The following is a 25,603-nucleotide window of genomic DNA, read 5'->3' on the forward strand; positions in this document are numbered from 1 at the left end:
GGGCAAGTCCCAGGCACTCACTGTCCATCACTCACCGCCCGGCGCACACCGCACGGCACGCACCGCACAACCCGCACCGCCGATCCGCACCGACCGTTCTTCACCCCCACCCTGCCCGGGTCCGACCGACAGGACCGGACCGGGCACGGCAGAAGGAGTCATGCGTGAATCGTCATCGCATCGCCGCATCCGTCCTCTTGTCGGCAGGCGCCCTGATCGCGGGTGTACTGACCTCGGCCTCCCCCTCGGCCGCGTCGGACACTCCCGCGTCCTTCCGGCAGCAGCACACCCAGGGTTTCTGGACCGCCGAGCGGATGCGGAGCGCCACCCCGCTCGACATCACGGCAGCCCCCGGCGCCGCCCGTACGCCGGTCGCCACCTCGGCCGCCCCGACCCGCATCGCCCCGACGGTTGCCTCCGCGTCCCCCACCGCGTTCCCGCAGCCGGGCGGCGCCTGGACGGGCGCCGGAGCGGTGGTGAAGACCTCGGGCCGGGTCTTCTTCACCATGGGAAACCGGACCGCCTCCTGCTCGGGCGACTCGGTCACCAGCGCCAACGGCAGCACGGTCATGACGGCCGGCCACTGCGTGAAGTACCAGGGCGCCTGGCACACCAACTGGGTCTTCGTACCGGCCTACAACAACGGCAACGCGCCCTACGGCCAGTGGTCGGCCACCAAGACCTTCGCCACCGACCAGTGGGCCGCCAGCGAGGACATGAACATGGACGTCGGCCTCGCCGTCGTCGCCCCGCTGAACGGGCAGACCCTGAGCCAGGCCGTCGGCGCCCAGGGCATCCTCTTCAACGGCGGCTACAACAAGAGGATGTACTCCTTCGGCTTCCCCGCGGCGGCCCCGTACGACGGCACGAAGCTCGTCTACTGCAGCGGCAACAGCGGCAAGGACTTCCTGCTCACCAAGGACCACAGCCTGGCCTGCAACATGACCGGCGGCTCCAGCGGCGGCCCCTGGTTCCAGGACTTCAACGAGACCACCGGCCTGGGCACCCAGGTCTCGGTGAACAGCTTCGGCTACACCTTCCTGCCGAACCGGATGTACGGCCCCTACTTCGGCAACGAGGCGAAGGCGGCCTACGACAAGGCCCAGACCGCCTGACCCTCAGCGGCCCCGTCATCCCCACCTGGCCGGTACTCTGTACCGGCCAGGTGGGTTGCCCGAGCGGCCTAAGGGAACGGTCTTGAAAACCGTCGTGGCGCGAGTCACCGTGGGTTCAAATCCCACACCCACCGCTTGCAGGTCAGAGAAGTAGCAGGTCAGAGGGCGGGTACCCGAACCGGGTGCCCGCCCTCTCTGCTCATCCTGTCTCACCTTGAACTCCTGGCGTCACGCCGCCGCGCCACGCAGCGGAGCAGGGCCCAGATCGCCGCGGCGTTGACCAGGGCGCTGACCAGGACCGCGCCGTAGAAGCCGAATTCGGACCACATGTCGAGCTTGGTGTCGATGGATGTGTCCGGTGCCACCCAGTCCGAGGGGCGCGGGGCGGACTCCGGCAGGAACTCCGTGGGCAGCGGTTCGGGAGGCGGCTGCGAGCCTTCGTAGATTGGCCCGTCGACCGGGGCCGACCCGTCCGGGGCGTCCGCCGCGGGTCCGAAGGTGCTCAGCAGCAGGAGGCTGACCGGCGCGGTGGCGAGGATCGGCCAGACTCCGAAGAACCCGATGTCGCCCGTCCGGCTGACGACCGCGACGTAGACCAGCATCGCGACCACCAGGGCCAGGTATCCACCGGGCACCCACATCTCAGGCTTCGACCAGCGCCGCACCATGACGTTCCCCGTTCCGTTCCGCTTCGTTCGACCTGCGCCCAGTCTCGAAGCTGCCGAGGACCGCCACCTGAGTTCGCCTACTCATCCTGCTCGGCGCTGCGTACCTGGTCAGAGCCGTGCACGGCAAGCACGCCGGGGACATCGCGCGCACGCGACGTCCTGACCGTCCGGATCGTCGACACCAGCGGGATGACGATCAAAGGGCGGGTCCCCGATACGGGGACCCGCCCTCTGCGTTCACCGGTCAGCGCCGGGATCCCCCGTTTCCCGTCGCTGACCGGTGCATGTGGGGCCAAGAGGCAGTCGGCCGGCACGGGCCGCGAGCCGGGCGTCAGCGGCCGTTGGTGCCGCCGCCCGCCCGCCGCCTGCGCCTGCGAGCGCCGAAGGCTCCCGCCAAACCGATCAAGCCGCCGGTGATCGCGCCGGATACCAGAATGCGCAGCAGGTCTTCCATCGAGTACTCCCCCTCTGGGCAACTACGAAGGGGGACACTATCGACGCGCAGCCCGGGCTGGCTTGGACAAATTTGACCTCGCCCCTTACAAGGGGACGGCTCCCTCCGCGAGGCGGGCGACGGCCAGCCGGCCCGGGGTGGTCCCGGCCAGGGCGCGGAACTCGCGGTTGAGGTGGGCCTGGTCGTAGAAGCCGCAGGCGGCGGTCACTTCGGCGAGATCTGCTCCCTCCCGGGTGAGCAGCCGCATCGCCCGATGGAAGCGCAGCACCCGCGCGGAGGTCTTGGGTGTCAGGCCGATCTGTTCGGTGAACCGGCGGATCAGGTAGCCCTGGCTCCAGCCGACCTCGGCCGCGATCCGGCCGACCGGGATCGCCCCGCCGGCCCGCGACAGCAGCCGCCAGGCATGGCGTACCTCGGGCGAGGGATCCGGGCCGCGCTCGAGCCGGACCGACAGCGCGAGGTCCAGCAGGTCGAACCGGGCTCCCCAGTCGCTGGTGGCCGCCAGTTGCTCCACCAGCACACCGGTCTCGGGGCCGAGGACGTTGCAGAGCTCGACCACCCTGTTGGTCAACTCGCTCATCGGCACGGCGAACAGCCGAAAGGCGCCCAGGGGAGTCAGCTCGAGCCGAATCGCCTCCTGGCCGCCAGGGTGGTCGCACACCCGGGGCCCGTCTTCCAGACCCGCGATCAGCGAGCCGGTCACCTGGCTGCTCGGGCTCGCCTCCCCCAGCCGCCTGACCTGGGCGAATGGCTCACCGAGGTTGATCACCACGACGGCTCGCCCCGTGGGCACCAGCCGGACCCGGTAGGGCGAGGCCGCCGCCTCCCAGTAGCCGGCATAGCTGTGCACGAACGGGCGCAACTGGGGAGGCCACGGCCGGGTCACCCGCCACCGATCACCCATCCGGGTCATCTCGACTCCCCGGCCGGTCATGCCCGCGCTTGCGACCACCGGCACATCCCTCTCCCTCGTGCGCGACGAGCGCCCACGGCTCTGGGCCCATTGTGGGCCGACAAGGCAAAGACACCCGTCCCCATTGGCCGAAAGCGTTCCCCGCCGGGGTGAAGGCGCGTGACGCGATGTCCGACTTGCCGACGCGGCGTGTGCGTGCCGCTGCGGGCCCCCGGCCTGACGTGGGGCGAAGGTGCAGGTCAGCGGGTTCCAGGTGCCTCGCAATGGCGTGCTCGCCGTCGGAGACGACTCCTGCGGCTGGGCCTTCCGAGTGGTGTTTGTCGGAAGATCGGCGCGCGTCGTGGGTGCTGTGCGGTTGCGGGCACATCATGACGAATGTATTCAGATCCGCCCGTCGGAACATCTCGAAACGAGGCACCCGTCATGGCTCAGCGCAGCACCCTCTCCTCGATCTGGACCTCCGTCCTCGCCGCCCTCGTGGCTCTCCTCACCTCTCTCGGTCTCGGTGGGAAAGCCGCTGCGGCCACCGCCTCCGTCACGGCCCCGGCCGCTCCCGCCGCCCCGGTCGCCGCGGTGCGCCGTCCGGCCTTCGCGGCCCGGCGAACCTGGCGGGCGATGATGCGGGGCGGATCGCTGCCGCCGACCATCAAGCAGCGGATCCGCGCCGAGGCGCACGGCAAGACCCCGTCCGTCCGTCGATCGACCACCGCCGCGGCCATGGGCGCCGGACCGGGAACCGCTGTCCGAATCCCGACCCAGGCCGGTGCCCCCGCCGGTGCCCCCGCAGGTGCCCCCGTCTGCGCGCCGGCCGGAACCGCCGCCGGAGCCGCCCGGGAAGTGCTCGCGCTCGCCGCGTAGGCGTACGCGCTGCCGCTGGGACGGGACGTGGAACTGGCGCTGGAGCCCGGTCGCATGTGACCGAGGATCGCGCCACGTGGTGTGCCCCGGAGCGGGGCACGGATGGGTTGCCCCGGCGGACGCCGGGGGCGCACAGGGGGCGCAAAGCTTGGCATTGCAGGGCCGCAGGCCCGGGAGACGGTGGGGTTCCCGGACGACGCGGCCCTTTTCGGCATGTCCGGGACACGGTGGTCTGGTGGAACGCTTCGTCCCTTGTGGGGCAGGCGTTTCAGGGGATTCCGGAGTGCTGATCTGGGGCGCCGGGGGCGCGAATCGGGTTTATCCGATGTTGGTCATGCTTGCGGGGGAATCGCAGACTCCGGGGTGGTTCGCCGGGGATTCGGTGGGCAACTCTGATGTCGCGACGTCGTCAGTACGCAGAACGACCGAGGCGGTCGGCCAACTGCCTTGGAGCAAGCCCCACTTCGCTTTTCTGGAGGATTCAGACATGGCAAGCATCCGTACCGCCCGCGTCGTCGCCGCTGTCGCCGCGCTCCCCCTCGCCGTCGCCCTGTTCGGCGGGGTGGCCTCGGCCGACAACGGCTCCTTCGCGAACGACGGATCGAATGCGAGCGTCGCCAGCATCATCGGCAGCGGCGTGGGCGGCAACAACAACGGCAACTCGTCCACGTCGCAGCAGGTGGCGACCGGCTCCGGCGCCTCCAACCAGAACAACACCGCGCAGGTCAACGGCTCCGCCCTCACCGCGATCGACCAGTCCAACTCGAACGTCGCCGTCAACTTCCACCCGTGGTGGTAGCCGCGGCCTGAGCCGCTCCGACTGAAGAGGGCGCCTGTGCGACCGGACCGGCTGGGGTCCGGTAGCGCGGGCGCCCTCCCGCATGCCCGCCAGGCGTCGCCCAGGCCCGCCCACCCCCTCCCCGACCTTGACACCACGGGTGAATCTGACGGACAGTCAGGTTCACGTGATGATGTGATGCCGGGAGGCCAGCGCCGTGCACCTCGCCCCGACCGAAGGCCAGTTGCGGCTGCGTGCCGAACTGCGGGAGTACTTCCAGGACCTGCTGCCGGACGGGGTCCCCGAAGATCCGGCCCACCAGCGCGAACTGCTGCGCCGCATCGGCGACGACGAACTGCTCGGCCTCGGCTGGCCCGTCGAGTACGGCGGCCAAGGGCGCGGCCCCGACGAGCAGTTCGTCTTCTTCGACGAGGCCTACCGGGCCGGCGCCCCCGTCTCCATGGTCACGCTCAACACCGTCGGCCCGACCCTGATGAAGTACGGGACCCAGGAGCAGAAGGACTACTTCCTGCCCCGGATCCTCAAGGGCGAGATCGTCTTCGCCATCGGCTACTCCGAGCCCGAGGCCGGCACCGACCTCGCCGCCCTGCGCACCCGTGCCGTCCGCGACGGCGTCGCCGAGGCCGGGCAGGACCCCGAGGCCGGGCAGGACCCCGAGGCGGGGCAGGACGCCGAGGCCGGGAAGAACGCCGGTGACTGGGTCATCGACGGACAGAAGATCTTCACCTCCAACGCCCAGCACGCGGACTGGATCTGGCTCGCCTGCCGCACCGACCCCGCGGCCCCCAAACACAAGGGCATCTCGATCATCCTGGTCCCCACCGACGCCCCCGGCTTCTCCTGGACCCCGATCGACACCGTCGGCGGGCTCACGACCACGGCGACGTACTACGACTCCGTGCGCGTGCCCGCCGGCAACCTCGTCGGCCCCGAGCACGGCGGCTGGGGCCTGATCACCAACCAGCTCAACCACGAGCGCGTGGCCCTCGCCGCCATCGGCATGCAGGCCGAGGACTTCTTCGAGGCGGCCCTCGCCCACGCCCGCACCCCCGACCCGGTCACCGGCGACCGCCCCGCCGACCTGCCCTGGGTGCGGTCCCGCCTCGCCGAGGCGCACGCCCGGCTGGCCGCCGTACGCCTCCTGAACTGGCGCCTCGTCCAGGACGTGGGCGGCGGCACCCTGGCCCCCGGCGACGCGAGCGGCGTGAAGTTCCTCGGCACCGAATCGACCGTCGAGGTGTACCGGATGTGCCAGGAGGTGGTGGGCGAGGAGGCCCTCATCCGGGGGCCCGCGGCCTTCGCGGGCGGCGAGCTGGAACGGATGAACCGGGCCGCCCAGATCAACACCTTCGGCGGCGGGGTCAGTGAGGTCCAGCGGGAGATCGTCGCCATGATGCGGCTCGGCATGAAGGGAAGGAAGCGATGACGGCAGACGGTGCCGGCGCAGCGGATGAGGCGGGCCGGTTCCACGCCCTGGTCACGGCCTTCGAGGGGCAGCCCGCCGCCACCGCGGGCCGGGGCAGGGACGTGGTCAACCAGCCGATGATCCGCCACTGGTGCGAGGCGATGGGCGACGCCAACCCCGCCTACACCGGCCCGGACGCCATCGCTCCGCCCACGATGCTCCAGGCCTGGACGATGGGCGGCCTCTCCGGCCACACGGACCGCTCCTCCGCCTACGACGAGCTCCTCGCGCTGCTCGACGCCGCGGGCTTCACCTCCGTCGTCGCCACCGACTGCGAGCAGGAGTACCTGCGCCCGCTGCGCCCCGGCGACGCGATCACGTTCGACGCCGTCATCGAGTCCGTGTCGCCGCGCAAGACGACCAAGCTGGGCACCGGCCACTTCGTCACCACCCGCATGGACGTCCACGCGGACGGCGAGCTCGCCGGCACCCACCGCTTCCGGATCCTCAAGTACGCGCCGGCCGCCAGGGCGCGGGAGCAGAAGCCCAAGGCCCAGCGCCCCCGTCCGGTGATCAACCGTGACAACGAGGGATTCTGGGCCGGGGTCCGGGACCACAAGCTGCTGGTCCAGCGCTGCACTGCCTGCGCCACCCTGCGATTCCCCTGGCTCCCCGGGTGCAACGCCTGCGCCTCCCCCGACTGGGACACGGTCGAGGCCTCCGGCGCCGGCACGGTGTTCAGCTACGTCGTCATGCACCACCCGCCCTTCCCTGCTTTCACCGCGCACGAAGATCCCGCCGGCGCGGGGGGCCCGTACGCCGTGGCGCTCGTCGAACTCGCCGAAGGGGTCCGGATGGTCAGCAACATCACCGGCGTCCCCTACGACAAGGTGCGCATCGGGCTGCCCGTCCGGCTGGAGTTCCTGCGCGTCGACGACGACCTCGAACTGCCCGTCTTCCGCGGGAGCGAGGGCTGATGGACTTCCACCCCACCGAGGAGCAGGCAGCCGCCGCCGGCCTCGCCGCCCGGATCTTCCGCGACCTCGCCACCCACGAACGCCTCGCCGCCGCCGGCACCGGCAGCGACGCCGAGCTGTGGAAGGCCCTCACCGCCTCCGGGCTGATCGCCGCCGTCCATGACGTCGGCCTGCTCGGACTGGTCCTGCTGCTGGAGGAACAGGGCCGCACCACCGCACAGGTCCCGTACGCCGCCACCTGTGTGTACGGGATGCTCCCGCTGGCGGCGCACGGCAGCGCCGAGCAGCGTGCCCGGCTGCTGCCCGCGCTGGAGAGCGGCGGGGCGGTGGCCACCGGTGCCTTCCCGGCACGCGGCCGGATCACCGCGCAGGACGGCCGGCTCACCGGGACCGCCCCCGCCGTGCCCTGGCTGCGCGAGGCCACGCACGTGCTGGTCCCGGACGCCGACCGGGTGCTGTGGCTCGTACGGACGGACGCGCCCGGCGTACGGACCTCGCCGGTGGAGACCACCGCCCCCTGGTCGGCGGGACGGCTGACCCTGACCGGCGCCGAGGCGGAACGGCTCGGTGGAGCAGGGGCCTACGACGAGGTCCTGGCCGCTGCCCGCACCGCCTTCGCCGGGCTGCAGGCGGGTGTCTGCGCGGGCTCGCTCGCCCGGGCGGTGGAGTACACCTCGACCCGCGAGCAGTTCGGCAGGCCGCTCTCCACCAACCAGGGGGTCATGCTGCGCGCGGCCGACGCGTACATGGACACCGAGGCGATCCGGGTCACCGCGTACGAGGCGGCCTGGCGCATCGACGGGGGGCTTCCGGCACGCGACCACGCCCTGACCGCGGCCTGGTGGGCCTCGGAGGCGGGGAAGCGGGTCGTGCACGCGGGCCAGCACCTGCACGGCGGCATGGGCGCCGATCTGGACCACCCCGTCCACCGGCACTTCCTGTGGGGCCGCCAGCTGGACGCGTATCTGGGCTGCGGCAGCGAACTGCTGGCCGAGCTGGGAGCTTCGATAGCCGAGGGGGAACACGCATGAAGGTCGGCGACGCACTGCCGCCGCTGGAGGTCCCGGTCACCCGCACGCTCATCGTGGCGGGTGCGATCGCCTCCCGTGACTACCAGGACGTGCACCACGACGCGGCGCTGGCGCGCGAGAAGGGCTCACCGGACATCTTCATGAACATCCTGACGACGAACGGCCTGGTCGGCCGCTACGTCACCGACCACCTCGGGCCGCACGCCGTGCTGCGCAAGGTGGCGATCCGGCTGGGCGCCCCGAACTACCCGGGCAACACGGTGACCTTCACCGGCACCGTCACCGCCGTGGCCGGGACCACGGTCGAGATCCGCGTGGTCGGCGCCAACGGCATCGGCCACCACGTCACGGGCACGGTCACCGCGGAGGTGCCGGCATGAGCGTCCGCAGGCGCGACGAACTCGGCGGCCGCGCCGCCATCGCCGGGATCGGCGCCACCGAGTTCTCCAAGGACTCCGGCCGCAGCGAGCTCAAGCTCGCCGTCGAGGCCGTCCACGCCGCCCTCGACGACGCCGGACTCACCCCCGCCGACGTCGACGGCATGGTCACCTTCACGATGGACACCAGCCCCGAGATCACCGTCGCCCAGGCGGCCGGCGTCGGGGACCTCTCCTTCTTCTCCCGTATCCACTACGGCGGCGGCGCGGCCTGCGCCACCGTCCAGCAGGCCGCCCTCGCCGTCGCCACCGGGGTCGCCGAGGTCGTCGTCTGCTACCGCGCCTTCAACGAGCGCTCCGGCCGCCGCTTCGGCTCTGGCGTCCAGCAGCGCGAGCCCTCCGCCGAGGGTGCGGCGCTCGGCTGGTCGCTGCCCTGGGGGCTGCTCACCCCCGCCTCTTGGGTGGCCATGACGGCCCAGCGCTACCTGCACACGTACAACCTCACCCCCGAGGCCTTCGGGCACGTCGCGGTCACCGACCGCCGGCACGCCGCGAACAACCCCGCCGCGTACTTCCACGGCAAGCCCATCACCCTCGCCGACCACGCCGCCTCGCGCTGGATCGTGGAGCCGCTGCGGCTGCTGGACTGCTGCCAGGAGACCGACGGCGGCCAGGCCCTCGTCGTCACCACGGTCGAGCGGGCACGCGACCTGCGGAACGCGCCCGCCGTGATCACCGCGGCCGCCCAGGGCGCCGGGCGCCGCCAGGAGGCCATGACCTCCTTCTACCGCGACGACCTCACCGGGCTGCCCGAGATGGACGTGGTCGCCCGCCAGCTGTGGCGGACCAGCGGCCTGAGGCCCTCGGACATCGACGTCGGCATCCTCTACGACCACTTCACCCCCTTCGTGCTCATGCAGCTGGAGGAGTTCGGCTTCTGCGCGCCGGGCGAGGCGGGTGATTTCGTGGCCGCGGACGCACTGCCGCTCAACACCCACGGCGGCCAGCTGGGCGAGGCGTACCTGCACGGCATGAACGGGATCGCCGAGGCCGTCCGCCAGCTGCGCGGCAGCTCCGTCAACCAGGTCGCGGGGGCGGAGCGCGTACTCGTCACGGCCGGTACCGGCGTGCCGACCTCCGGGCTGATCCTCGGAGCCGACGGCTGAGACCTCCGTCCCACCCGGGCCCCGCCTCCTCCACCTTCAGGGGGTGTGGTTTGCCCTACTCCTACAACCTGAGGCGGATCCCCCTTCGGCACTTGCGGCCGATCCCACGGCGGGCGGGCGCTCCTAGCGTGGAGCCATGACCACGCCTGTGTGCACGCTCGCCTCGCAGCCGACGCCGTACCCGTCGTTCTCGGCGTACGTCCGGACCCGCGGTACGGTCCTGATGCGCACCGCGCGCTCCCTCACCGCCAACCCGTGCGATGCCGAGGACCTGCTCCAGACGGCCCTCGCGAAGACGTACATGGCCTGGGACCGCATCGAGGACCACCGCGCCCTCGACGGCTACGTCCGGCGCGCCCTCGTCAACACGCGCACCTCGCAGTGGCGCAAGCGCAAGGTCGACGAGTTCGCCTGCGAGGAGCTACCGGAGACCGAGGAGGTCCCGGCCGCCGACCCCGCGGAGGCGCAGGCCCTGCGCGACGCGATGTGGCGCGCGGTGACCCGGCTGCCCGACCGGCAGCGGGCCATGGTCGTCCTGCGCTACTACGAGGACCTCAGCGAGGTGCAGACCGCCGAACTGCTGGGCGTCTCGGTGGGCACGGTCAAGAGCGCCGTCTCCCGCGCGCTGGGCAAGCTCCGCGATGATCCGGAGCTCACGCCGGTCAGGTGAGCCGCACGATGTTTCACGTGAAACACAGCGCGGGTTGTACTCCCGGGTAGTGACATGCCGACCGGTACGTGCGCAGAATCGGCAGCATCCGTAGCCGCCGCGGCGCCGCAGCGCTCACCGGGAGGACGCTTTGCTGAGCACCATGCAGGACGTACCACTCCTCGTCACCCGCATACTCCAGCACGGGATGACGATCCACGGGAAGTCCCAGGTCACGACCTGGACCGGGGAGGCTGAGCCGCACCGCCGCAGCTTCGCCGAGATCGGTACCCGCGCCACCCGCCTCGCGAACGCCCTGCGCGACGAGCTCGGTGTGCAGCGGGACGATCGTGTCGCGACCCTCATGTGGAACAACTCCAATCACATCGAGGCATACTTCGCGATCCCGTCCATGGGCGCGGTCCTGCACACCCTCAACCTGCGGCTCCCTCCCGAGCAGCTGGTCTTCATCGTCAACCACGCCGCCGACCGGGTCGTGCTGGTCGACGGCACCCTGCTGCCCCTGCTGGTGCCGCTGCTGCCGCACCTGCCGACCATCGAGCACGTCGTCGTCTCGGGCGTCGGCGACCGCTCCGCGCTCGCGGGCCTGGACGTACGCGTGCACGAGTACGAGGAGCTGCTCGCGGGCCGCCCCGACACGTACGACTGGCCCGAGCTGGACGAACGCCAGGCGGCGGCCATGTGTTACACCTCCGGCACCACCGGGGACCCGAAGGGCGTCGTCTACTCGCACCGCTCGATCTACCTGCACTCCATGCAGGTCAACATGGCCGAGTCGATGGGCCTGACCGACAAGGACACCACCCTCGTCGTGGTCCCGCAGTTCCACGTGAACGCCTGGGGACTGCCGCACGCCACCTTCATGACCGGTATCAACATGCTGATGCCGGACCGGTTCCTCCAGCCCGCCCCGCTCGCCGAGATGATCGAGCGCGAGAAGCCGACGCACGCCGCGGCCGTCCCCACCATCTGGCAGGGCCTCCTCGCCGAGGTCACCGCCCGTCCCCGCGACCTGAGCTCGATGAAGCAGGTCACCATCGGCGGCTCGGCCTGTCCGCCCGCCCTGATGGAGGCCTACGACAAGCTCGGCGTCCGCCTCTGCCACGCCTGGGGCATGACCGAGACCTCCCCGCTGGGCACGATGGCCCACCCGCCGTCCGGGCTCAGCGCCGAGGAGGAGTGGCCCTACCGGATCACGCAGGGCCGCTTCCCGGCGGGTGTCGAGGCCCGCCTGGTCGGACCCGGCGGCGGCATCCTGCCCTGGGACGGTGAATCGGCGGGCGAGCTGGAGGTGCGCGGCACCTGGATCGCGGGCTCCTACTACGGCGGGGCGTCCGGCGAACCTCTCCGCCCCGAGGACAAGTTCAGCGCGGACGGCTGGCTCAAGACCGGCGACGTCGGCATCATCAGCCCCGACGGCTACCTCACGCTCACCGACCGGGCCAAGGACGTCATCAAGTCCGGCGGCGAGTGGATCTCCAGTGTCGAGCTGGAGAACGCGCTGATGGCCCACCCCGAGGTCGCCGAGGCCGCGGTCGTGGCGGTCCCCGACGACAAGTGGGGCGAGCGCCCGCTGGCCACCGTCGTCCTCAAGGAGGGCGCGACCGTCGACTACGCGGGGCTGCGCGCGTTCCTCAGCCAGTCCATCGCCAAGTGGCAGCTGCCCGAGCGCTGGACGATCATCGAGTCGGTTCCGAAGACCAGCGTCGGCAAGTTCGACAAGAAGGTGATCCGCAAGCAGTACGCGGACGGCGCGCTGGACGTCACGAAGCTGGACTGACCGCGCCCTGCCCTCACCTCCCTCAGCCCTTGGTGAGCCATGGCCGCAGCAGCTTGCTGACGGCGGGCATGGCCACGTAGGTCATCAGGGTGCTGAAGACGGCGGCGAAGGCCGCCGTCCGCAGCACGAAGTGCAGATCCACCAGGTACGGCCCGAGCACCGCGTTGCCGGCGAGCGAGATCGGGAAGATGGCCAGCCCCGAGCTGATCGCCATCTTCCACCGCGGCGGCGCGGGCCGGGTCGTACCCGGCCTGGCGAACCACGTCTCCATGCCGTGCAGTTCACGGCGGGCTATCTCCGTGTGGTGGTGCCCGAGGCAGTTCGAGAACCACTCCGCCCGCTCCGGGGAGTCCTGCCAGCGCTGGAACGCCGCCTGGTTGCGGAAGCGGTGGACCAGGAACCACGGCCCGCCCTCCGCCGCCGGGCGGAAGAGCCCGTACCCGAGGTGGTCCGGGAAGCCCGCGGCCGTCTCCAGGATCCCGTGGGCCCAGGCCTCGAAGGTCTCCTCGTGTCCCGGCTCCACCTGCCGCGCGATGAGCAGGTTCACCTCCCCGTTGTCGGCGGGGACGGTGTGCTCGGTCGTGTGGGTGAGGGCCATCGGGCCAGGATGGCTAGTTGGTGCCGATCTTTGCCAGCAGGTCCACGATGCGGCCCTGTACGTCCGCCGTCGTGGCCCGTTCGGCGAGGAAGAGCACGCTCTCGCCGGACGCCAGCCTCGGCAGGTCGGACGGCTCGATGCCGGCCGTCGTGTAGACGACCAGCGGGGTGTGGTTCAGCTGCCCGTTGGCACGCAGCCAGTCCACGATCCCGGCCCGCCGGCGGCGCACCTGCATCAGGTCCATGACGACCAGGTTGGGCCGTATCCGCGTCGCCAGCTCCACGGCGTCGGTGTCGGCGCCCGCCCGAGCGACCTGGAGGCCGCGCCGCTCCAGCGCTGCGGTCAGGGCGGTCGCGATCGCGTCGTGCTCCTCGATCAGCAGGACCCGGGAGGGGTGCTGCTCGCTGTCGCGCGGTGCGAGCGCCTTCAGCAGGACGGCCGGATCGGCGCCGTACGCCGCCTCGCGCGTGGCGTGCCCCAGCCCGGCCGTGACCAGTACGGGCACCTCGGCGGCCACCGCGGCCTGGCGCAGGGACTGCAGGGCGGTCCGGGTGATCGGCCCGGTCAGCGGATCCACGAACAGCGCGGCGGGGAACGCCGCGATCTGCGCGTCCACCTCCTCGCGGGAGTGCACGATCACCGGCCGGTAGCCGCGGTCGCTGAGCGCCTGCTGCGTCTGCACGTCCGGCGCGGGCCACACCAGCAGCCGGCGCGGGTTGTCCAGCGGCTCCGGAGGCAGTTCGTCGTCGACGGGCCGTGGCACGGGACGGTTGACCACCTCGACGGCGCCGCCGGGACCGTCCAGCGGCTCCGGACCCTCGGCGGAGCCCGCCTCGGGGGCTCCTATCGCGAAGGCCCGTCCCTGTGGAGCGGGCTCGGAGAGCCGGCGGCGGCGGCCGGAACCCGAACCGGTCGGGTCCACGGAGATGCCCTGCCCGAGGGTGCCGAGGGCGCGCACGCTGATCGGCTGCGCGGCCTGGCCCTCCGCCGGGGCCTCCTGCGGCTGCCGGGCCCCGGGCACCGAGACCTGGCCGGTGGCCGCCTCGGCGTCCTCCGGAGCGGTCCTGGCCGCCGGAACCGGCCAGGCCGGCGCGTTCGCCAGCGCCCGCCGCCGCCCGGTGGGATGTACGGGGTCCCCCTCGGCCGCGGCCGACGGTGCTGCGGGGGCTTCGTCCTCGGGAGTACCGGGGGCGCCGAGCACGCGACGCCCACGCCGCCCACCGGGGGCCTCGGCGTCGGCCTCGACGGGAACGGGGGCCGAGCCGGCCACCACGGAATCCTGCGGAGCCGGAGCCGCAGCCGGAGCCGGGGCCGCGGGGGTCGGACCGGCGGGCAGCGCGAAGCCGCCCTCGGGAGCGATGGGCCGCGCCGGAACCTGGGCGGGAGCGGGCGCCGGCCCGAGCCCGGTCGCCGGCACCGGACCGCCGGGCTGCGCCGGACCGGCCGCACCCAGCGCGCGGCGCCGCCCGGCGGGATGCTCCATCAGCGGCACCGGGGGCACGGTCGGAACGGGCGGCAGCGCGGGCATGGCGGTGCCCTGCGGGGGCACGGGCTGCCCCGGGCCTCCTTCGCCGCTGCCGTCACCGGCGCGGCCACGGCGCCGACCGGTCCCGAGCCCCGCCGGGTTCACCGGGGACTGCGCGAGCTCCGGACCCGTCTCGGCCGCGGCCTCACCGGCCCGCCGCCGCCCGGACGGCAGCGCCAGCGCGGCGCCGCCCTCGGCGGCCTTCTCGGCGCCGGGCGCGCCGGGACCGCCGGCCTCGTCCTCCAGGAACGCGTCCACCCCGCGACGGGCCCGCCGTCCTCCGGAGACCCGGCCCGCGGGGGCCGTGTCGGCCGGGGGCTCCTCCGCCGGCTCGGGCAGGGTGACCGTCCCCGCGCCCGCGCCCAGCGGCAGTTCCAGCACGTACGCGCCGCCGGGCGCGCCCGGAACCTCCACCGTCTGCAGCACGCCTCCGTGCGCGGCCACGATGCCTCGTACGATCGGCTCGTGGACCGGGTTCCCGCCCTCGTACGGCCCGCGCACCTCGATCCGTACGACGTCACCGCGCTGCGCGGCGGCCACCACGATCGTCGAGTCGCTGTACCCGCTGCCCTGACGCGTCTTGCCGGTGGCGTCCACCCCGGCGACGTCCGCGACCAGGTGCGCGAGAGCGATCGCGATCCGGTCCGCGTCGACCTCGGCCTCGATCGTCGGCGCGTGGACGGCGAACTGCGCGCGGCCCGGGCCGATCAGCTCGACGGCCCCGTCGACGCCCGCCGTGACCACACCGTTGATCAGGACTTTCTTCTTCTTGAGCCGGTCGCTCCCGGAGTCCAGGCGCTGGAAGCCGAGCACGTTGTCCAGCAGCGTGGTCATCCGCGAGTACCCGGCGGCCAGGTGGTGCAGCAGCTGGTTGGCCTCGGGCCACAGCTGCCCGGCGTCGTCGGCGGCCAGCGTCGCCAGCTCCCCGCGCAGCTCGTCCAGCGGTCCGCGCAGGGACTCGCCGAGGACGGCCAGCAATTGCGCGTGGCGCGCGGCGAGGGCGTCATAGGGCCGCCGGTCGGTGAAGGTCATGACGGCGCCGACGAGCTGCTCCCCGTCCCGCACGGGCGAGGTGGTGAGGTCGACGGCGACCGGCTGCCCGGCCTTGTTCCACAGGACCTGGCCGCGCACGCGGTGCTTGCGTCCGCTGCGCAGGGTGTCGGCGAGCGGTGACTCCTCGAACGGGAACGGCGAGCCGTCGGCGCGCGAGTGAAGGACCAGCCCGTGCAGTTCGCGGTTGCCGAGGTCGGTGGCGCGGTAGCCGAGGATCTGGGCGGCGGCCGGATTGACCAGCACCACCCGTCCGTCGGTGTCGGTGCCGACGACGCCCTCCGCGGCGGCCCGCAGGATCATCTCGGTCTGCCGCTGGGAGCGGGCCAGCTCGGCCTCGGTGTCCACGGTCTGCGAGAGGTCCCGTACGACGAGCATCAGCAGCTCGTCACCGGTGTAGGCCTGGGGCTCGCGGTAGGCGTCGCGCCCGTCCAGGTGGGCGCTGGTGACCTCGACGGGGAACTCGGTGCCGTCGGTGCGGCGCGCGATCATCCGCTTGGGCGTGGCCCGGCCGCCTTCGTCCTCGCCGGGCCGGCGCATGGAGCCGGGGATCAGCTTGGAGTCGAACTCGGGCAGGAGGTCGAGCACGCCGCGGCCGACGAGCCCGGTGCCCGGGCTCTCCATGACCTCGAGGGCGATCGAATTGGCGTTGACGACAGTGCCGTTGGCGTTGACGAGCAACAGCGCGTCCGGAAGAGCGTCGAGTATTGCTGCGAGGCGAGCAGCGCCTCGGGATGGCCTGCTGCTCACGACGAGCTTCCTCCCTGACCACAACTACCGGCATGTCACGGGAGGAGTCTAAGGCCACAGTCCCGCGGCGAGGTGGCCGATGTGTGGCGGAGACCACCCGTCGTGCGCATCCTCCCAGGTCAGGAACGCCCGGGCGGAAGCAGAGGTTCCAGCTCCTTCCAGCGGCTGATCTCGCAGCCGTCCGTCCGGCGGAAGCGCGCGTCCACTGTGCGCCCCCGCCAGGTCCCGGTGATCTCGGCGGTGGCCGGGCCCCCGTACTGCTCGGAGCAGATCTGCCGCTTGGAGACGGGTGCGAAGGGATCCTTCCCCTCCGCGGCGAGCCGGTCCAGCTTCGCGCAGGCCTGCTCCGCCGAGGGGTGGTTGCCGCCGACGGGATCGCATTCGAGTTGGTACTCGCGGTCCAGGTGCCGGTTGCCGGTGTTGGCCATGGTGATCGTCAGGCGGTCGGGCGTCGAGAGCAGCCCGCCCAGCGGCTCGGGCAGCGGGGGCAGTGGTCCGGCGGCCGCGGCGGCCAGGGCGGAGGTGACGGCGAAGGCGGCGAGACGCAGCATGGGGCACTCCAGGTCGTCCGTACGTCGTACGCCTGACCAACGACGCCGGTCCGCCGATGTTGCGTGTTGCGGCGGGTTTAAGGCTTTGCCCTCCGCCCGCCCCTCCTAGTACCGTGGGAGCGGATTGGTGAGGGGCCCTGCGCCTGTGTCATCATCTGCACGCACCTTCGTACGCGAGGGTGTGCTGGAGGCGTCGCCTAGTCCGGTCTATGGCGCCGCACTGCTAATGCGGTTTGGGGCTTACACCCCATCGAGGGTTCAAATCCCTCCGCCTCCGCACTTCACGAAGCCCCGGTCCCTGCGGACCGGGGCTTCGGTGCGTTCCGACGTCTGTGCGACTTCCGAAGCGTCCCGGCGAAGCGCCCCGACCCGCGGCGGGCCGGCCGCGCACTGCTTCGGCGGGAGCCTCCCGGGCTCAACCGGATGATCTTCTTCCAGCGCGTTTCCGCAGGTCAGCGGTGGTTTGGCTAATGGATTTCGCGTCCCGGCGAGGTCCATGTATTGTTGTTCTCGCAAGGCCAACGGGGCGCAAAACCCCGGCGGACAAGCACTCGTAGCTTAACGGATAGAGCATCTGACTACGGATCAGAAGGTTGCAGGTTCGAATCCTGCCGAGTGCACAGCAGGACAGAAGCCCCGGACGAAAGTCCGGGGCTTCTGTCGTTTCGGGCCGTACAGCAGCGAAGCACAGCAACCGCCTCAGCCGCCGCTGCCACCCATCGCTTCAGACAGCTTGCCGATCGCGTCCCGCACCTATCCCTCGCCCGCCTCGACGTGGACCCCCATCGTCGTGGCAATCTGCGAGTGCCGCAGGGTGCGCTGTGCCACCGTCGACTGCACCTTGAGCGCGACCGGAAGCGAACGGCACGCGTGCCGGGTGTTCCGGAGCAGGGCCACCCGCAGGCCAGCGCGCCGAGCCCGCAGCGCGAACATCGGAGTCAGGTTCCGCGGCTTGATCGGCGTCCCCTACTTCGTCGTGAAGTCGAGGCCGCGGCTGTCCTGCCAGAGCTCCCCGCCCGCCTTCCGGTCCCCGACCTGCTGGGCGCGGCGCATCCGGAGCGCCTGATGCAGAGGTATGGCATCGGAAGGAAGTCGTCGGAGTCCTCGGTCTAGGTCTCGTGGTGCGTCTGCCCTGGCGCTGGATTTGGTGATCGACGTGCTAGCTCACCGGCCTTGAAGCCCGACGAGACGGCGGCAGCCAGTGACTCCCGCCCGAAGAGGGGTCCGAGCGGACGGCGAGGTCTACGCCATCCGACTACTGGATGCCCACGACGGGGACGGGCCTCACGGCCGGAGCCATGACGGGCGCCAGTTGCTCAAGGCGCGGTGAGAGCCCTACTCCATCAAGGCACCTGCAGTGCCTTTCGGCGGAGGCGCTCAGGCTCCGGGATGACTGGGGCCGGTCGTGCGGGTGCGGGCTGGTTGTGTGGGGGTCTCCGCGGCTGGGCGCCGCCCGGGCCTTGCTCGCTGTTTGCCTGAAGGCTATTTCCAGCCAAACGATGCCAGAGAGGTTGTCCCATAATGAGGGGAATTGGGGCATTCTCGAGTCAAGTCACCCACTTACCTCGAGGACGAATCTCTTGTGATCTCGAGAAGGTCTTACTTCGCATCCAGGCTGCCTTAGCTGGTCTCGAGAAAGCCTCGAGAAGACCTTGGTTGGCCTTGGTCGATTTGTCCGGCTAGGAAAAGTGCAGGTCAGGGCGTTGCGCTAATTCGCTCATAGGCGGGGCTTCCGTCGAAAAAAACTCCACCGGATGTGAGCCGAATTGTGGTTGGTCGCGAAAGGGTCGCTGCTACGTTCTCAGACGAAAAAGGAGCCCCACTCGCTATGTCTGCCGAGACCCGAGTGAGGCTCCTGACGCTGCTGGACGAGCGCCAAAGGAGGAATGGCATGGAACATGCCACCCCAGCTGATGCTGAGCCTACTGCAAGAAAAAGATCATTCGTAGCGGGGGTCGCTTCCCTAGCAGCAGGGTTGGGCGGCTTGCTTACGGGGATTGCGGCCCTTATTGCGATCCTTAGGTAGCGGTTCGCGGGGAGTGACGACAGCAACGGTGTACCGCAACCGCAGCAGTCTGCGTTGATCCATGGCGGCATTCAGAGGGCGCGAGGCGGCCAGAACGACCGGCGCTGACCGATCTTTGTAGAGCTGTGGATCAGAAGGCTGCAGGCTCGAACCCTGCCGAGTGCACAGCAAGGCAGAGGCCCCCCACGAGAAATCCTGGGGGCCTCTGTCGTATGTGCCGGCGGAGTCGGGTGGGGCCGGTCTCCTCCTTGGTGGGGAGGGCGTACCCCGTAGGGGGTCAGGGGTGAGATGGCTCTGGAGAGGGACGCGGGTTACGGGTCGGGTTCCGTACGGTTCTTGAAGATCGTTCGAAGTGGAAACCGGGACACGGGGGCTCTCATGGGACTGTTCGGAAACGCGCACAGCATCGACTCGGCGTCGGCCCAGCGGGATTACGCGCGGCTGCTGGGCCAGGGTGAGCAGGTGCATGCCGCCTATCTGCTGATCCGCGACACGATCCTGTTCACCGACCGGCGGCTGGTGCTCATCGACAAGCAGGGGCTCACGGGGAAGAAGGTCGAGTACCACTCCGTGCCCTACCGGAGCATCACGGACTTCTCCGTGGAGACCGCCGGCCACTTCGATCTCGACGCCGAGCTCAAGATCTGGATATCCGGGAGCTCGGCGCCGATCGAGAAGACCTTCACCAAGGGTGTCGACATCTACGAGGTGCAGGCGATCCTCACGCAGTTCGTCGCCCGGTAGCCGGGCGGGCCGCGGTCCTCAGAGGACGCGGGGCAGGCCGGTCACGGACATCACCAGGGAGTAGAGGGAGGTGGTGGCGGTGATGAAGAGGCGGTTGTTCTTCGGGCCGCCGAAGGCGATGTTCGAGACGGGTTCCGGGACGCGGACGCGGCCGATCAGGGTGCCGTCCGCGGCGTAGCAGTGGACGCCGGACTCCATTGCGGCGGCCCACAGGCGGCCCTCGTCGTCGAAGCGGATGTTGTCGACGGAGGGGCAGGCGGTGAAGACCCGGTCGCCGGTGAGGGTGCCGTCGTCGGTGACCTTGAAGGCGCGGATGTGGCCCGCGCGGGTGTCCGCGGCGTACAGCTCGCTCTCGTCGGGGGAGAAGACCAGCCCGTTGGGCCCGAGGAAGCCGTCGGCGACCATGCGGACTTCGCCGGTCGCCGGGTCGGCCCGGTAGAGGTTGCAGGCGCCGATCTCGCCGGGCGCGCGATGGCCTTCGTAGTCGCTGGTGATGCCGAAGTCCGGGTCGGAGAACCAGACCGAGCCGTCCGAGCGGACCACCGCGTCGTTCGGGCTGTTGAGCCGCTTGCCGTCGAAGCGGTCGGCGATGACGGTGAGGCGGCCGTCGGGCTCGGTGCGGGTGACGCGCCGGTTGCCCTGCTCACAGGTGATCAGGCGGCCCTCGCGGTCCAGGGTGTTGCCGTTGGAGTGGCCGGCCGGGGAGCGGAAGACGGACACCGCGCCGGTCGCCTCGTCCCAGCGGAGCATGCGGTCGTTGGGGATGTCGCTCCACACCAGTTGTCGCCAGGCGGGCAGGTACAGCGGGCCCTCCGCCCAGCGGCAGTCGTCGTAGAGCCGGTCCAGGCGCGCGTCACCGTTGGCGCAGCGGCCGGTCTTGAAGCGCTCGTCCAGGATCTCGTACAAGGTGAGGTCGGCTATGCCTGACATGATTCCCCCTGAGAGTGATTTGCCGAATGATGTTCGGCGTGATGGTGAGATTGCAGGATCAGGTACCGTCTTCGCAAGGGCCGACGGGCCCATGGGAGGAAGATCGCGTGGACGACATCGACCGGGCGCTCGTCCTGCGCCTGCAGGAGGACGCCGGCCAGTCGTACGCCGCGCTCGGCGCGGCCGTGGGGCTCTCGGCGGGGGCGACCCACGAGCGGGTCCGCAAACTGCGCGAGCGCGGGGTGATCCGGCGGACCACCGTCGAGGTGGACCCGGCGGCCGTCGGCAGTGGAGTGCTCGCCTACGTGATGGTCGACTCCAACGCCTGGATGGGAGAGTCCGCCGCCGCGTTCGCGGCGATCCCGGAGATCCAGGAGGCGCACATCATTGCGGGCAGCGCGTCGGTGCTGGTCAAGGTGCGCACGGCCTCGACCGAGCAGTTGCAGGACGTCCTGCGGCGTCTCTACGCCATCGACGGGGTCAGCGGTACGCACGCCACCGTCGTCCTGGAGACCTTCTTCGAGCGGCCGCTCCCGCTGTGAGCTGGTGGTGCACCGGAATCCGGTGGAAGGACGGGCAGCCCGCCATCGGGTGGTACGGGGAACGCGGGGAGCGGGCGAGCACGCTCGGCTACGGGCAGCGGCTGGCCTTCGTCGCCCAGGGGGAGCGGCGCTGCCTCGGGGTGCGGCGGGCCGGGAAGCGGACGCCCTGCCCCACCGGCGCCACCGTGCCCGGCCGCGCCGGGAACGCGCAGTGTCCCGAATGCGCGCGGCTCGACCGGTCGTTCTCGGTGGCCGCCGACACCAACGCCGCCGATCCGCGCACCTACCGGGTGTACCTGGCGTGGTTCGGGCCCGGGATGGTCAAGGTCGGCATCACCGCCGAGGAGCGGGGCCGGGCCCGGCTGCTGGAGCAGGGTGCCGTGGCCTGGGCCTGGCTGGGGCGCGGGCCGCTGATGGCCACCCGGCGCACCGAGGAGCTGCTGCGGGCCGCGCTCGGGGTGCCCGACCGGATCGCGTACGCCCGTAAGCGCGCCGTACGGGCCCGCCTGCCGGCCGCGCCCGAACGGGCCCGGGAGGTTGCCGAGCTGCACGCACGGGCCGCTGCGCTGCCCGGCTGGCCGGACTCGCTGGAGCGGATGGACTGTGAGGTTGCCGACCACGCGGGACCGTTCGGGCTGGAGGGGCTGCCCGAGCCCGCGCGGGTGATCGCCGAGATGGTCATCGGCGGGGTGGTCGTGGGGCAGCTGGTGGGTGCGGCCGGTCCGGATCTGCACTTCGCCGACGGGCTGGTCGTGGACACCCGGCTGCTGGCCGGGTGGGAGCTCGTCGCACCGGTGGGCGGGGCCGTCGTGACCTCGGTGCCGGTGGTGGAGGTCCCGCCTGCCGTGGTGCATCCGCCGGCCGAGCAGGACGGACTGTTCTGAGGCGGACCGCCGCCGACGGGGCTGGCCGGCGGCATGGTCAAAACTTGGATCCCTTTGGCCTGCCGGGGCGGATTCCGGTGGACACGCCGGGGTGCGCCGCACAGGGTGGTGGGCATGAGCATTCAGCCGGTACCGGCCTTCGAACCGCCTTACCTGATGGCCGTTTTCAGCAATGTCCGCACCGACGACGACAGCGGTTATCCGCAGACCCTCGCCCGGATGAACGAGATCGTCGCGCAGAACCCGGGCTTCCTCGGCTATGAGTCCGCGCGCACCCCGGGAGGCCTCGGGATCACCGTCGCCTACTTCCGCGACCACGAGTCGCTCCGGGCGTGGCGGGAGGACCTGGAACACCAGAGCGCCATGAAGCAGGGCCGCGAGAACTGGTACGAGAGCTACACCCTGCACGTCGCGACCGTCGAGCGGAGCCACGGCTTTGCCCGCAACGGCTGAGGCGGTCCGCGCCTTCCGGGAGCGGCTCGGGCTGCCCGGACTGGTCGACGTACACACGCACTTCATGCCCGAGCGGGTCCTGGACAAGGTGTGGGACTACTTCGACGCGATCGGGCCGCTGACGGGGGTCGAGTGGCCGATCACCTACCGGCACGAGGAGGAGCAGCGCGTCGCGCTCCTGCGGGAGTTCGGGGTCCGGGCCTTCACCGCCATGCTCTACCCGCACAAGCCGGCGATGGCGGCCTGGCTCAACTCGTGGTCCGCCGATTTCGCCGCCCGGACCCCCGACTGCCTGCACACGGCGACCTTCTTCCCGGAGGAGGGCGTGGGCGCGTACGTCCGCCAGGCTCTCGACGCCGGGGCCCGGGTCTTCAAGGCACACCTCCAGGTGGGCGCGTACGACCCGAACGACGACCGGCTCGACCCCGTCTGGGGGCTGCTCGCCGAGGCCGGCGTCCCGACCGTGATCCACTGCGGTTCGGGGCCCGCTCCGGGCAAGTACACGGGGCCCGACCCGATCGCCCGGCTGCTGGCCCGCCACCCGCGGCTGCCGTTGATCGTGGCCCACATGGGCATGCCCGAGTACGCCGACTTCCTGGACCTCGCCGACCGGTACTCAGAGGTGCGCCTGGACACCACCATGGCCTTCACCGACTTCTCCGAACGGATCAGCCCCTTCCCGCCCGGGGAGCGCGCGCGGCTCGCCGACCTGGGCGACCGCATCCTGCTCGGCACCGACTTCCCGAACATCCCCTACCCCTACGAGCACCAGCTCGCCGCCCTCGAACGGCTCGGCCTGGGCGACGACTGGCTGCGGGCCGTCTGCCACGACAACGGCGCCCGGCTGTTCCGGCTCGACGGCCGAGCCTGATCGTGCCGCGACGGCCTTCTTCCGTTTCTCAGCAAATTCACAGGTAGGGACAAGAACGCTCTCAGAGGCGCCGGACAGCGTGAATGCATGACTGCGACGACCACCTCCCACGCGTCCACGTCCACCAGCAGCCCCACGGCCCTGGTGCGGCCCGACGGCGGGCCCTGCCGGGTCCTGGTCGTCGACGACGAGGCCTCGCTCTCCGAGCTGCTGTCCATGGCCCTGCGCTACGAGGGCTGCGAGGTCCGCAGCGCCGGTGACGGGGCCGGTGCGGTACGGGCGGCCCGGGAGTTCCGGCCCGACGTCGTGGTCCTCGACATCATGCTTCCCGACATGGACGGGCTCGCCGTCCTCGGACAGCTGCGCCGGGAGCTCCCCCAGGTCCCGGTGCTCTTCCTGACCGCAAAGGACTCCGTGGAGGACCGCATCGCGGGCCTGACGGCGGGCGGCGACGACTACGTCACGAAGCCGTTCAGCCTGGAGGAGGTCGTGGCCCGGCTGCGCGGCCTGGTCCGGCGCTCGGGCGCGGCGCAGGCGGCGCGCGGCGGCTCGGTGCTTGCCGTCGGCGACCTGCGGCTCGACGAGGACAGCCATGAGGTGGTCCGCGCCGGACGCGAGATCCACCTGACCGCCACCGAGTTCGAGCTGCTGCGCTACCTGATGCGCAACCCGCGCCGGGTGCTCAGCAAGGCGCAGATCCTGGACCGTGTGTGGTCGTACGACTTCGGCGGCCAGGCCAATGTGGTCGAGCTGTACATCTCCTACCTGCGGCGGAAGCTGGAGAGCGGGCCGGGCATGGCACCGCTGATCCACACCCGGCGCGGCGCGGGCTACCTGATCAAGCCGGCCGAGTAGTGGCCTTCCGCGGCAAGCGGCCGGCGCGGATCCGCCGGCCGTGGTCGCTGCGGACCCGGATCGGCCGGCCGTGGTCGCTGCGGACCCGGCTCGTCGTTTCGGCGGTCGCGCTGATCGCCGTCGTGGGAGCGGCCATCGGGGCCGTCACCACCCTCGCCCTGCGCTCCTACCTGGTCGACAAGCTCGACGAGCAGCTGCGCACCTCCGTCTCCATGGCCTCCTCGCCCCCCGGCCTGGGGAAGCCGATCAGGGAGGGCAAGTCCGTCCTGGGCCCCGGTACGCCGCTGGATGCCGTCGGATTCCGGGTCGACTCCGACGGCAAGGTGTTCGGCGCCGACCGCGCAGTGCGCTTCGAGGACCCCGCGCGCGACAACCGCGAGCCCCTCACGGAAGCCCAGATCGCCGTCCTGGCCAAGACCGCCCGTGCGGCCGGGCCGGAGGGGGCCGCAGCGGTCAACCTGAGCCTTCCGGGACTCGGGGCGTACCGGGTGCTGCCCGCGCCCGACGGAAGCGTCGTCCTCGGCTTCCCGCTGGGCGAGGTCGACTCCACCGTGAACACTCTGATCGCGGTGGAGGTCTGCGTCACCCTGGCGGGGCTGATCGCGGCCTCCCTCGCCGGACAGGCCATGGTCGGGGTCGCCCTGCGCCCGCTGCGCCGGGTCGCCGCCACCGCCACCCGGGTTTCCGAACTGCCCCTGCACGAGGGCGAACCCGCCCTCCACGAGCGGGTCCCGGACGCCGAGGCCGACCCCCGCACCGAAGTGGGCCAAGTCGGCGCCGCCCTCAACCGGATGCTGGGCCACGTCTCCGCCGCCCTCACGGCCCGCCAGCAGAGCGAGATGCGGGTGCGGCAGTTCGTCGCCGACGCCAGCCACGAACTGCGCACCCCGCTGGCCTCCATCCGCGGCTACGCCGAACTGACCCGCCGGGGACGGGAGGAGCCGGGCCCCGACACCCGGCACGCGCTGGGCCGGATCGAATCCGAGGCCACCCGGATGACCGGACTGGTCGAGGACCTGCTGCTGCTGGCCCGGCTCGACGCGGGCCGTCCGCTCGCCACCGGCGACACCGACACCGACCTGGCGCCCCTCGTCGTCGACGCCGTCAGCGATGCCCGGGCCGCAGGCCCCGGGCACCACTGGCGGCTGCGCCTGCCGGACGAGCCCGCGCCCGTCCGCGGCGACCCGGCGCGGATCCAGCAGGTGCTGGTCAACCTGCTCGCCAATGCCCGCACGCATACGCCGCCCGGCACCACCGTCACCGCCGATGTTTCACGTGAAACATCCACCGTGAGGCTGCGGATCGAGGACGACGGGCCCGGTATCCCGCCCGCCCTGCTCCCCCACGTCTTCGAGCGCTTCGCCCGCGGTGACGCCTCCCGCTCCCGGGCGGTGGGCTCCACCGGCCTCGGGCTCGCGATCGTCCAGGCCGTCGTCACCGCGCACGGCGGCCGGGTCGGCGTGCGGAGCGAGCCCGGGCGGACCTGCTTCGAGGTCCTGCTGCCGCTCGCCCCCGAGGCGGCGTCCGAGGCAGCGTCCGACGCCGAGGACTCACAGACGGGGCACAGGCTCACCACACAGCGGTGACAGGGCGCCCGGCGAGTGTCGGAGC

At 71.5% G+C, this 25,603-nt stretch carries 24 protein-coding genes, 3 tRNA genes and 1 pseudogene; 21 read left to right on the top strand and 7 right to left on the bottom strand.

Annotated elements, in window-relative coordinates; all coding sequences use genetic code 11:
• Positions 1 to 164: 164 nt before the first annotated feature.
• Positions 165 to 1,115 (top strand): trypsin-like serine peptidase, encoded by a 951-nt coding sequence (locus tag ACIPUC_RS20390; RefSeq protein WP_446591028.1) that lies wholly within the window; start codon positions 165 to 167, stop codon positions 1,113 to 1,115.
• Between the two features lie 49 nt (positions 1,116 to 1,164).
• Positions 1,165 to 1,249 (top strand) — tRNA-Ser (locus ACIPUC_RS20395).
• Positions 1,250 to 1,324: 75 nt separating this feature from the next.
• Here ACIPUC_RS20395 and ACIPUC_RS20400 read toward each other — a convergent pair.
• The 3 genes from ACIPUC_RS20400 to ACIPUC_RS20410 all read right to left on the bottom strand — a co-directional run bounded on the left by ACIPUC_RS20400 (position 1,325) and on the right by ACIPUC_RS20410 (position 3,195).
• Positions 1,325 to 1,750 carry an SCO4225 family membrane protein gene (locus ACIPUC_RS20400; protein WP_446591029.1) on the bottom strand — a complete coding sequence of 142 codons (426 nt, stop codon included), beginning with the start codon at positions 1,748 to 1,750 and terminating at the stop codon, positions 1,325 to 1,327.
• 364 nt (positions 1,751 to 2,114) lie between these two features.
• Positions 2,115 to 2,237: a hypothetical protein gene (locus ACIPUC_RS20405; protein WP_446591030.1), complete on the bottom strand. Its 123-nt coding sequence runs from the start codon at positions 2,235 to 2,237 to the stop codon at positions 2,115 to 2,117.
• A gap of 85 nt (positions 2,238 to 2,322) precedes the next feature.
• A complete protein-coding gene (locus ACIPUC_RS20410; RefSeq protein ID WP_446591032.1) occupies positions 2,323 to 3,195 on the bottom strand; it encodes a helix-turn-helix domain-containing protein in 873 nt (290 codons plus the stop codon).
• A gap of 378 nt (positions 3,196 to 3,573) precedes the next feature.
• Here ACIPUC_RS20410 and ACIPUC_RS20415 point away from each other — a divergent pair, with 378 nt between their 5' ends.
• From ACIPUC_RS20415 to ACIPUC_RS20455, 9 genes are all read left to right on the top strand, one after another.
• Entirely contained in the window at positions 3,574 to 4,008 is a 435-nt protein-coding gene (locus ACIPUC_RS20415; RefSeq protein ID WP_446591033.1) for a DUF6344 domain-containing protein, read from the top strand.
• Positions 4,009 to 4,495: 487 nt separating this feature from the next.
• Positions 4,496 to 4,807 carry a hypothetical protein gene (locus ACIPUC_RS20420; RefSeq protein WP_446591035.1) on the top strand — a complete coding sequence of 104 codons (312 nt, stop codon included), beginning with the start codon at positions 4,496 to 4,498 and terminating at the stop codon, positions 4,805 to 4,807.
• A gap of 196 nt (positions 4,808 to 5,003) precedes the next feature.
• Positions 5,004 to 6,233 (top strand): acyl-CoA dehydrogenase family protein, encoded by a 1,230-nt coding sequence (locus tag ACIPUC_RS20425; protein ID WP_446591036.1) that lies wholly within the window; start codon positions 5,004 to 5,006, stop codon positions 6,231 to 6,233.
• The gene (locus ACIPUC_RS20430) at positions 6,230 to 7,189 is read left to right on the top strand and encodes a bifunctional MaoC family dehydratase N-terminal/OB-fold nucleic acid binding domain-containing protein (RefSeq protein WP_446591037.1); all 960 of its coding nucleotides are present in this window, start codon (positions 6,230 to 6,232) and stop codon (positions 7,187 to 7,189) included. The genes ACIPUC_RS20425 and ACIPUC_RS20430 overlap by 4 nt, the downstream gene beginning before the upstream one ends.
• On the top strand, positions 7,189 to 8,220 hold the full coding sequence (locus ACIPUC_RS20435; RefSeq protein WP_446591038.1) for an acyl-CoA dehydrogenase family protein: 1,032 nt from the start codon (positions 7,189 to 7,191) through the stop codon (positions 8,218 to 8,220). The genes ACIPUC_RS20430 and ACIPUC_RS20435 overlap by 1 nt, the downstream gene beginning before the upstream one ends.
• Positions 8,217 to 8,600: a MaoC family dehydratase gene (locus ACIPUC_RS20440; protein ID WP_446591039.1), complete on the top strand. Its 384-nt coding sequence runs from the start codon at positions 8,217 to 8,219 to the stop codon at positions 8,598 to 8,600. The genes ACIPUC_RS20435 and ACIPUC_RS20440 overlap by 4 nt, the downstream gene beginning before the upstream one ends.
• On the top strand, positions 8,597 to 9,763 hold the full coding sequence (locus tag ACIPUC_RS20445; protein ID WP_446591040.1) for a lipid-transfer protein: 1,167 nt from the start codon (positions 8,597 to 8,599) through the stop codon (positions 9,761 to 9,763). Before ACIPUC_RS20440 ends, ACIPUC_RS20445 begins: the two co-directional genes overlap by 4 nt.
• Positions 9,764 to 9,899: 136 nt before the next feature.
• On the top strand, positions 9,900 to 10,433 hold the full coding sequence (locus ACIPUC_RS20450) for a SigE family RNA polymerase sigma factor (protein WP_446591041.1): 534 nt from the start codon (positions 9,900 to 9,902) through the stop codon (positions 10,431 to 10,433).
• A 130-nt stretch (positions 10,434 to 10,563) separates the two neighbouring features.
• The gene (locus ACIPUC_RS20455) at positions 10,564 to 12,213 is read left to right on the top strand and encodes a long-chain fatty acid--CoA ligase (RefSeq protein WP_446591042.1); all 1,650 of its coding nucleotides are present in this window, start codon (positions 10,564 to 10,566) and stop codon (positions 12,211 to 12,213) included.
• Between the two features lie 22 nt (positions 12,214 to 12,235).
• Here ACIPUC_RS20455 and ACIPUC_RS20460 read toward each other — a convergent pair whose 3' ends face one another.
• The 3 genes from ACIPUC_RS20460 to ACIPUC_RS20470 form a co-directional block, all read right to left on the bottom strand.
• The gene (locus ACIPUC_RS20460; protein WP_446591043.1) at positions 12,236 to 12,811 is read right to left on the bottom strand and encodes an antibiotic biosynthesis monooxygenase; all 576 of its coding nucleotides are present in this window, start codon (positions 12,809 to 12,811) and stop codon (positions 12,236 to 12,238) included.
• Between the two features lie 13 nt (positions 12,812 to 12,824).
• On the bottom strand, positions 12,825 to 16,136 hold the full coding sequence (locus ACIPUC_RS20465) for a PAS domain-containing protein (RefSeq protein ID WP_446591044.1): 3,312 nt from the start codon (positions 16,134 to 16,136) through the stop codon (positions 12,825 to 12,827).
• 119 nt (positions 16,137 to 16,255) lie between these two features.
• Entirely contained in the window at positions 16,256 to 16,687 is a 432-nt protein-coding gene (locus ACIPUC_RS20470; protein WP_446591046.1) for an SSI family serine proteinase inhibitor, read from the bottom strand.
• Between the two features lie 186 nt (positions 16,688 to 16,873).
• On the opposite strand from ACIPUC_RS20470, the gene ACIPUC_RS20475 reads away from it, so the two are divergent.
• The 4 genes and pseudogenes from ACIPUC_RS20475 to ACIPUC_RS20490 all read left to right on the top strand — a co-directional run bounded on the left by ACIPUC_RS20475 (position 16,874) and on the right by ACIPUC_RS20490 (position 19,457).
• Positions 16,874 to 16,964: transfer RNA gene (locus ACIPUC_RS20475), tRNA-Ser, on the top strand.
• Between the two features lie 270 nt (positions 16,965 to 17,234).
• A tRNA-Arg gene (locus tag ACIPUC_RS20480) sits at positions 17,235 to 17,307 on the top strand.
• Positions 17,308 to 17,892: 585 nt separating this feature from the next.
• Positions 17,893 to 18,017 (top strand): annotated as a pseudogene (locus tag ACIPUC_RS20485) (NUDIX hydrolase); the annotation flags it as partial.
• Positions 18,018 to 19,091: 1,074 nt separating this feature from the next.
• A complete protein-coding gene (locus ACIPUC_RS20490) occupies positions 19,092 to 19,457 on the top strand; it encodes a PH domain-containing protein (protein WP_446591047.1) in 366 nt (121 codons plus the stop codon).
• An 18-nt stretch (positions 19,458 to 19,475) separates the two neighbouring features.
• Here the strand turns inward: ACIPUC_RS20490 and ACIPUC_RS20495 are convergent, their stop codons facing one another.
• Entirely contained in the window at positions 19,476 to 20,387 is a 912-nt protein-coding gene (locus ACIPUC_RS20495) for an SMP-30/gluconolactonase/LRE family protein (protein WP_446591048.1), read from the bottom strand.
• A 107-nt stretch (positions 20,388 to 20,494) separates the two neighbouring features.
• Between ACIPUC_RS20495 and ACIPUC_RS20500 the strand changes: the two genes are divergently transcribed.
• The 6 genes from ACIPUC_RS20500 (at position 20,495) to ACIPUC_RS20525 (ending at position 25,578) form a co-directional block, all read left to right on the top strand.
• Positions 20,495 to 20,929, top strand: coding sequence for an Lrp/AsnC family transcriptional regulator (locus ACIPUC_RS20500; RefSeq protein WP_362582191.1), 435 nt, complete (start codon positions 20,495 to 20,497; stop codon positions 20,927 to 20,929).
• Positions 20,926 to 21,813, top strand: a complete 888-nt coding sequence (locus ACIPUC_RS20505; RefSeq protein ID WP_446591049.1) for a DUF2797 domain-containing protein — start codon at positions 20,926 to 20,928, stop codon at positions 21,811 to 21,813. The genes ACIPUC_RS20500 and ACIPUC_RS20505 overlap by 4 nt, the downstream gene beginning before the upstream one ends.
• A gap of 114 nt (positions 21,814 to 21,927) precedes the next feature.
• Positions 21,928 to 22,266, top strand: coding sequence for an antibiotic biosynthesis monooxygenase family protein (locus tag ACIPUC_RS20510; RefSeq protein ID WP_446591051.1), 339 nt, complete (start codon positions 21,928 to 21,930; stop codon positions 22,264 to 22,266).
• Positions 22,250 to 23,137: an amidohydrolase family protein gene (locus ACIPUC_RS20515; RefSeq protein ID WP_446591052.1), complete on the top strand. Its 888-nt coding sequence runs from the start codon at positions 22,250 to 22,252 to the stop codon at positions 23,135 to 23,137. Before ACIPUC_RS20510 ends, ACIPUC_RS20515 begins: the two co-directional genes overlap by 17 nt.
• A gap of 87 nt (positions 23,138 to 23,224) precedes the next feature.
• Complete coding sequence (locus ACIPUC_RS20520; protein WP_446591053.1) at positions 23,225 to 23,992, top strand: response regulator transcription factor; 768 nt, start codon at positions 23,225 to 23,227, stop codon at positions 23,990 to 23,992.
• A gap of 59 nt (positions 23,993 to 24,051) precedes the next feature.
• On the top strand, positions 24,052 to 25,578 hold the full coding sequence (locus ACIPUC_RS20525) for a sensor histidine kinase (RefSeq protein WP_446591187.1): 1,527 nt from the start codon (positions 24,052 to 24,054) through the stop codon (positions 25,576 to 25,578).
• Positions 25,579 to 25,603: the final 25 nt, after the last annotated feature.

This window comes from Streptomyces sp. LARHCF249 (assembly GCF_052871255.1).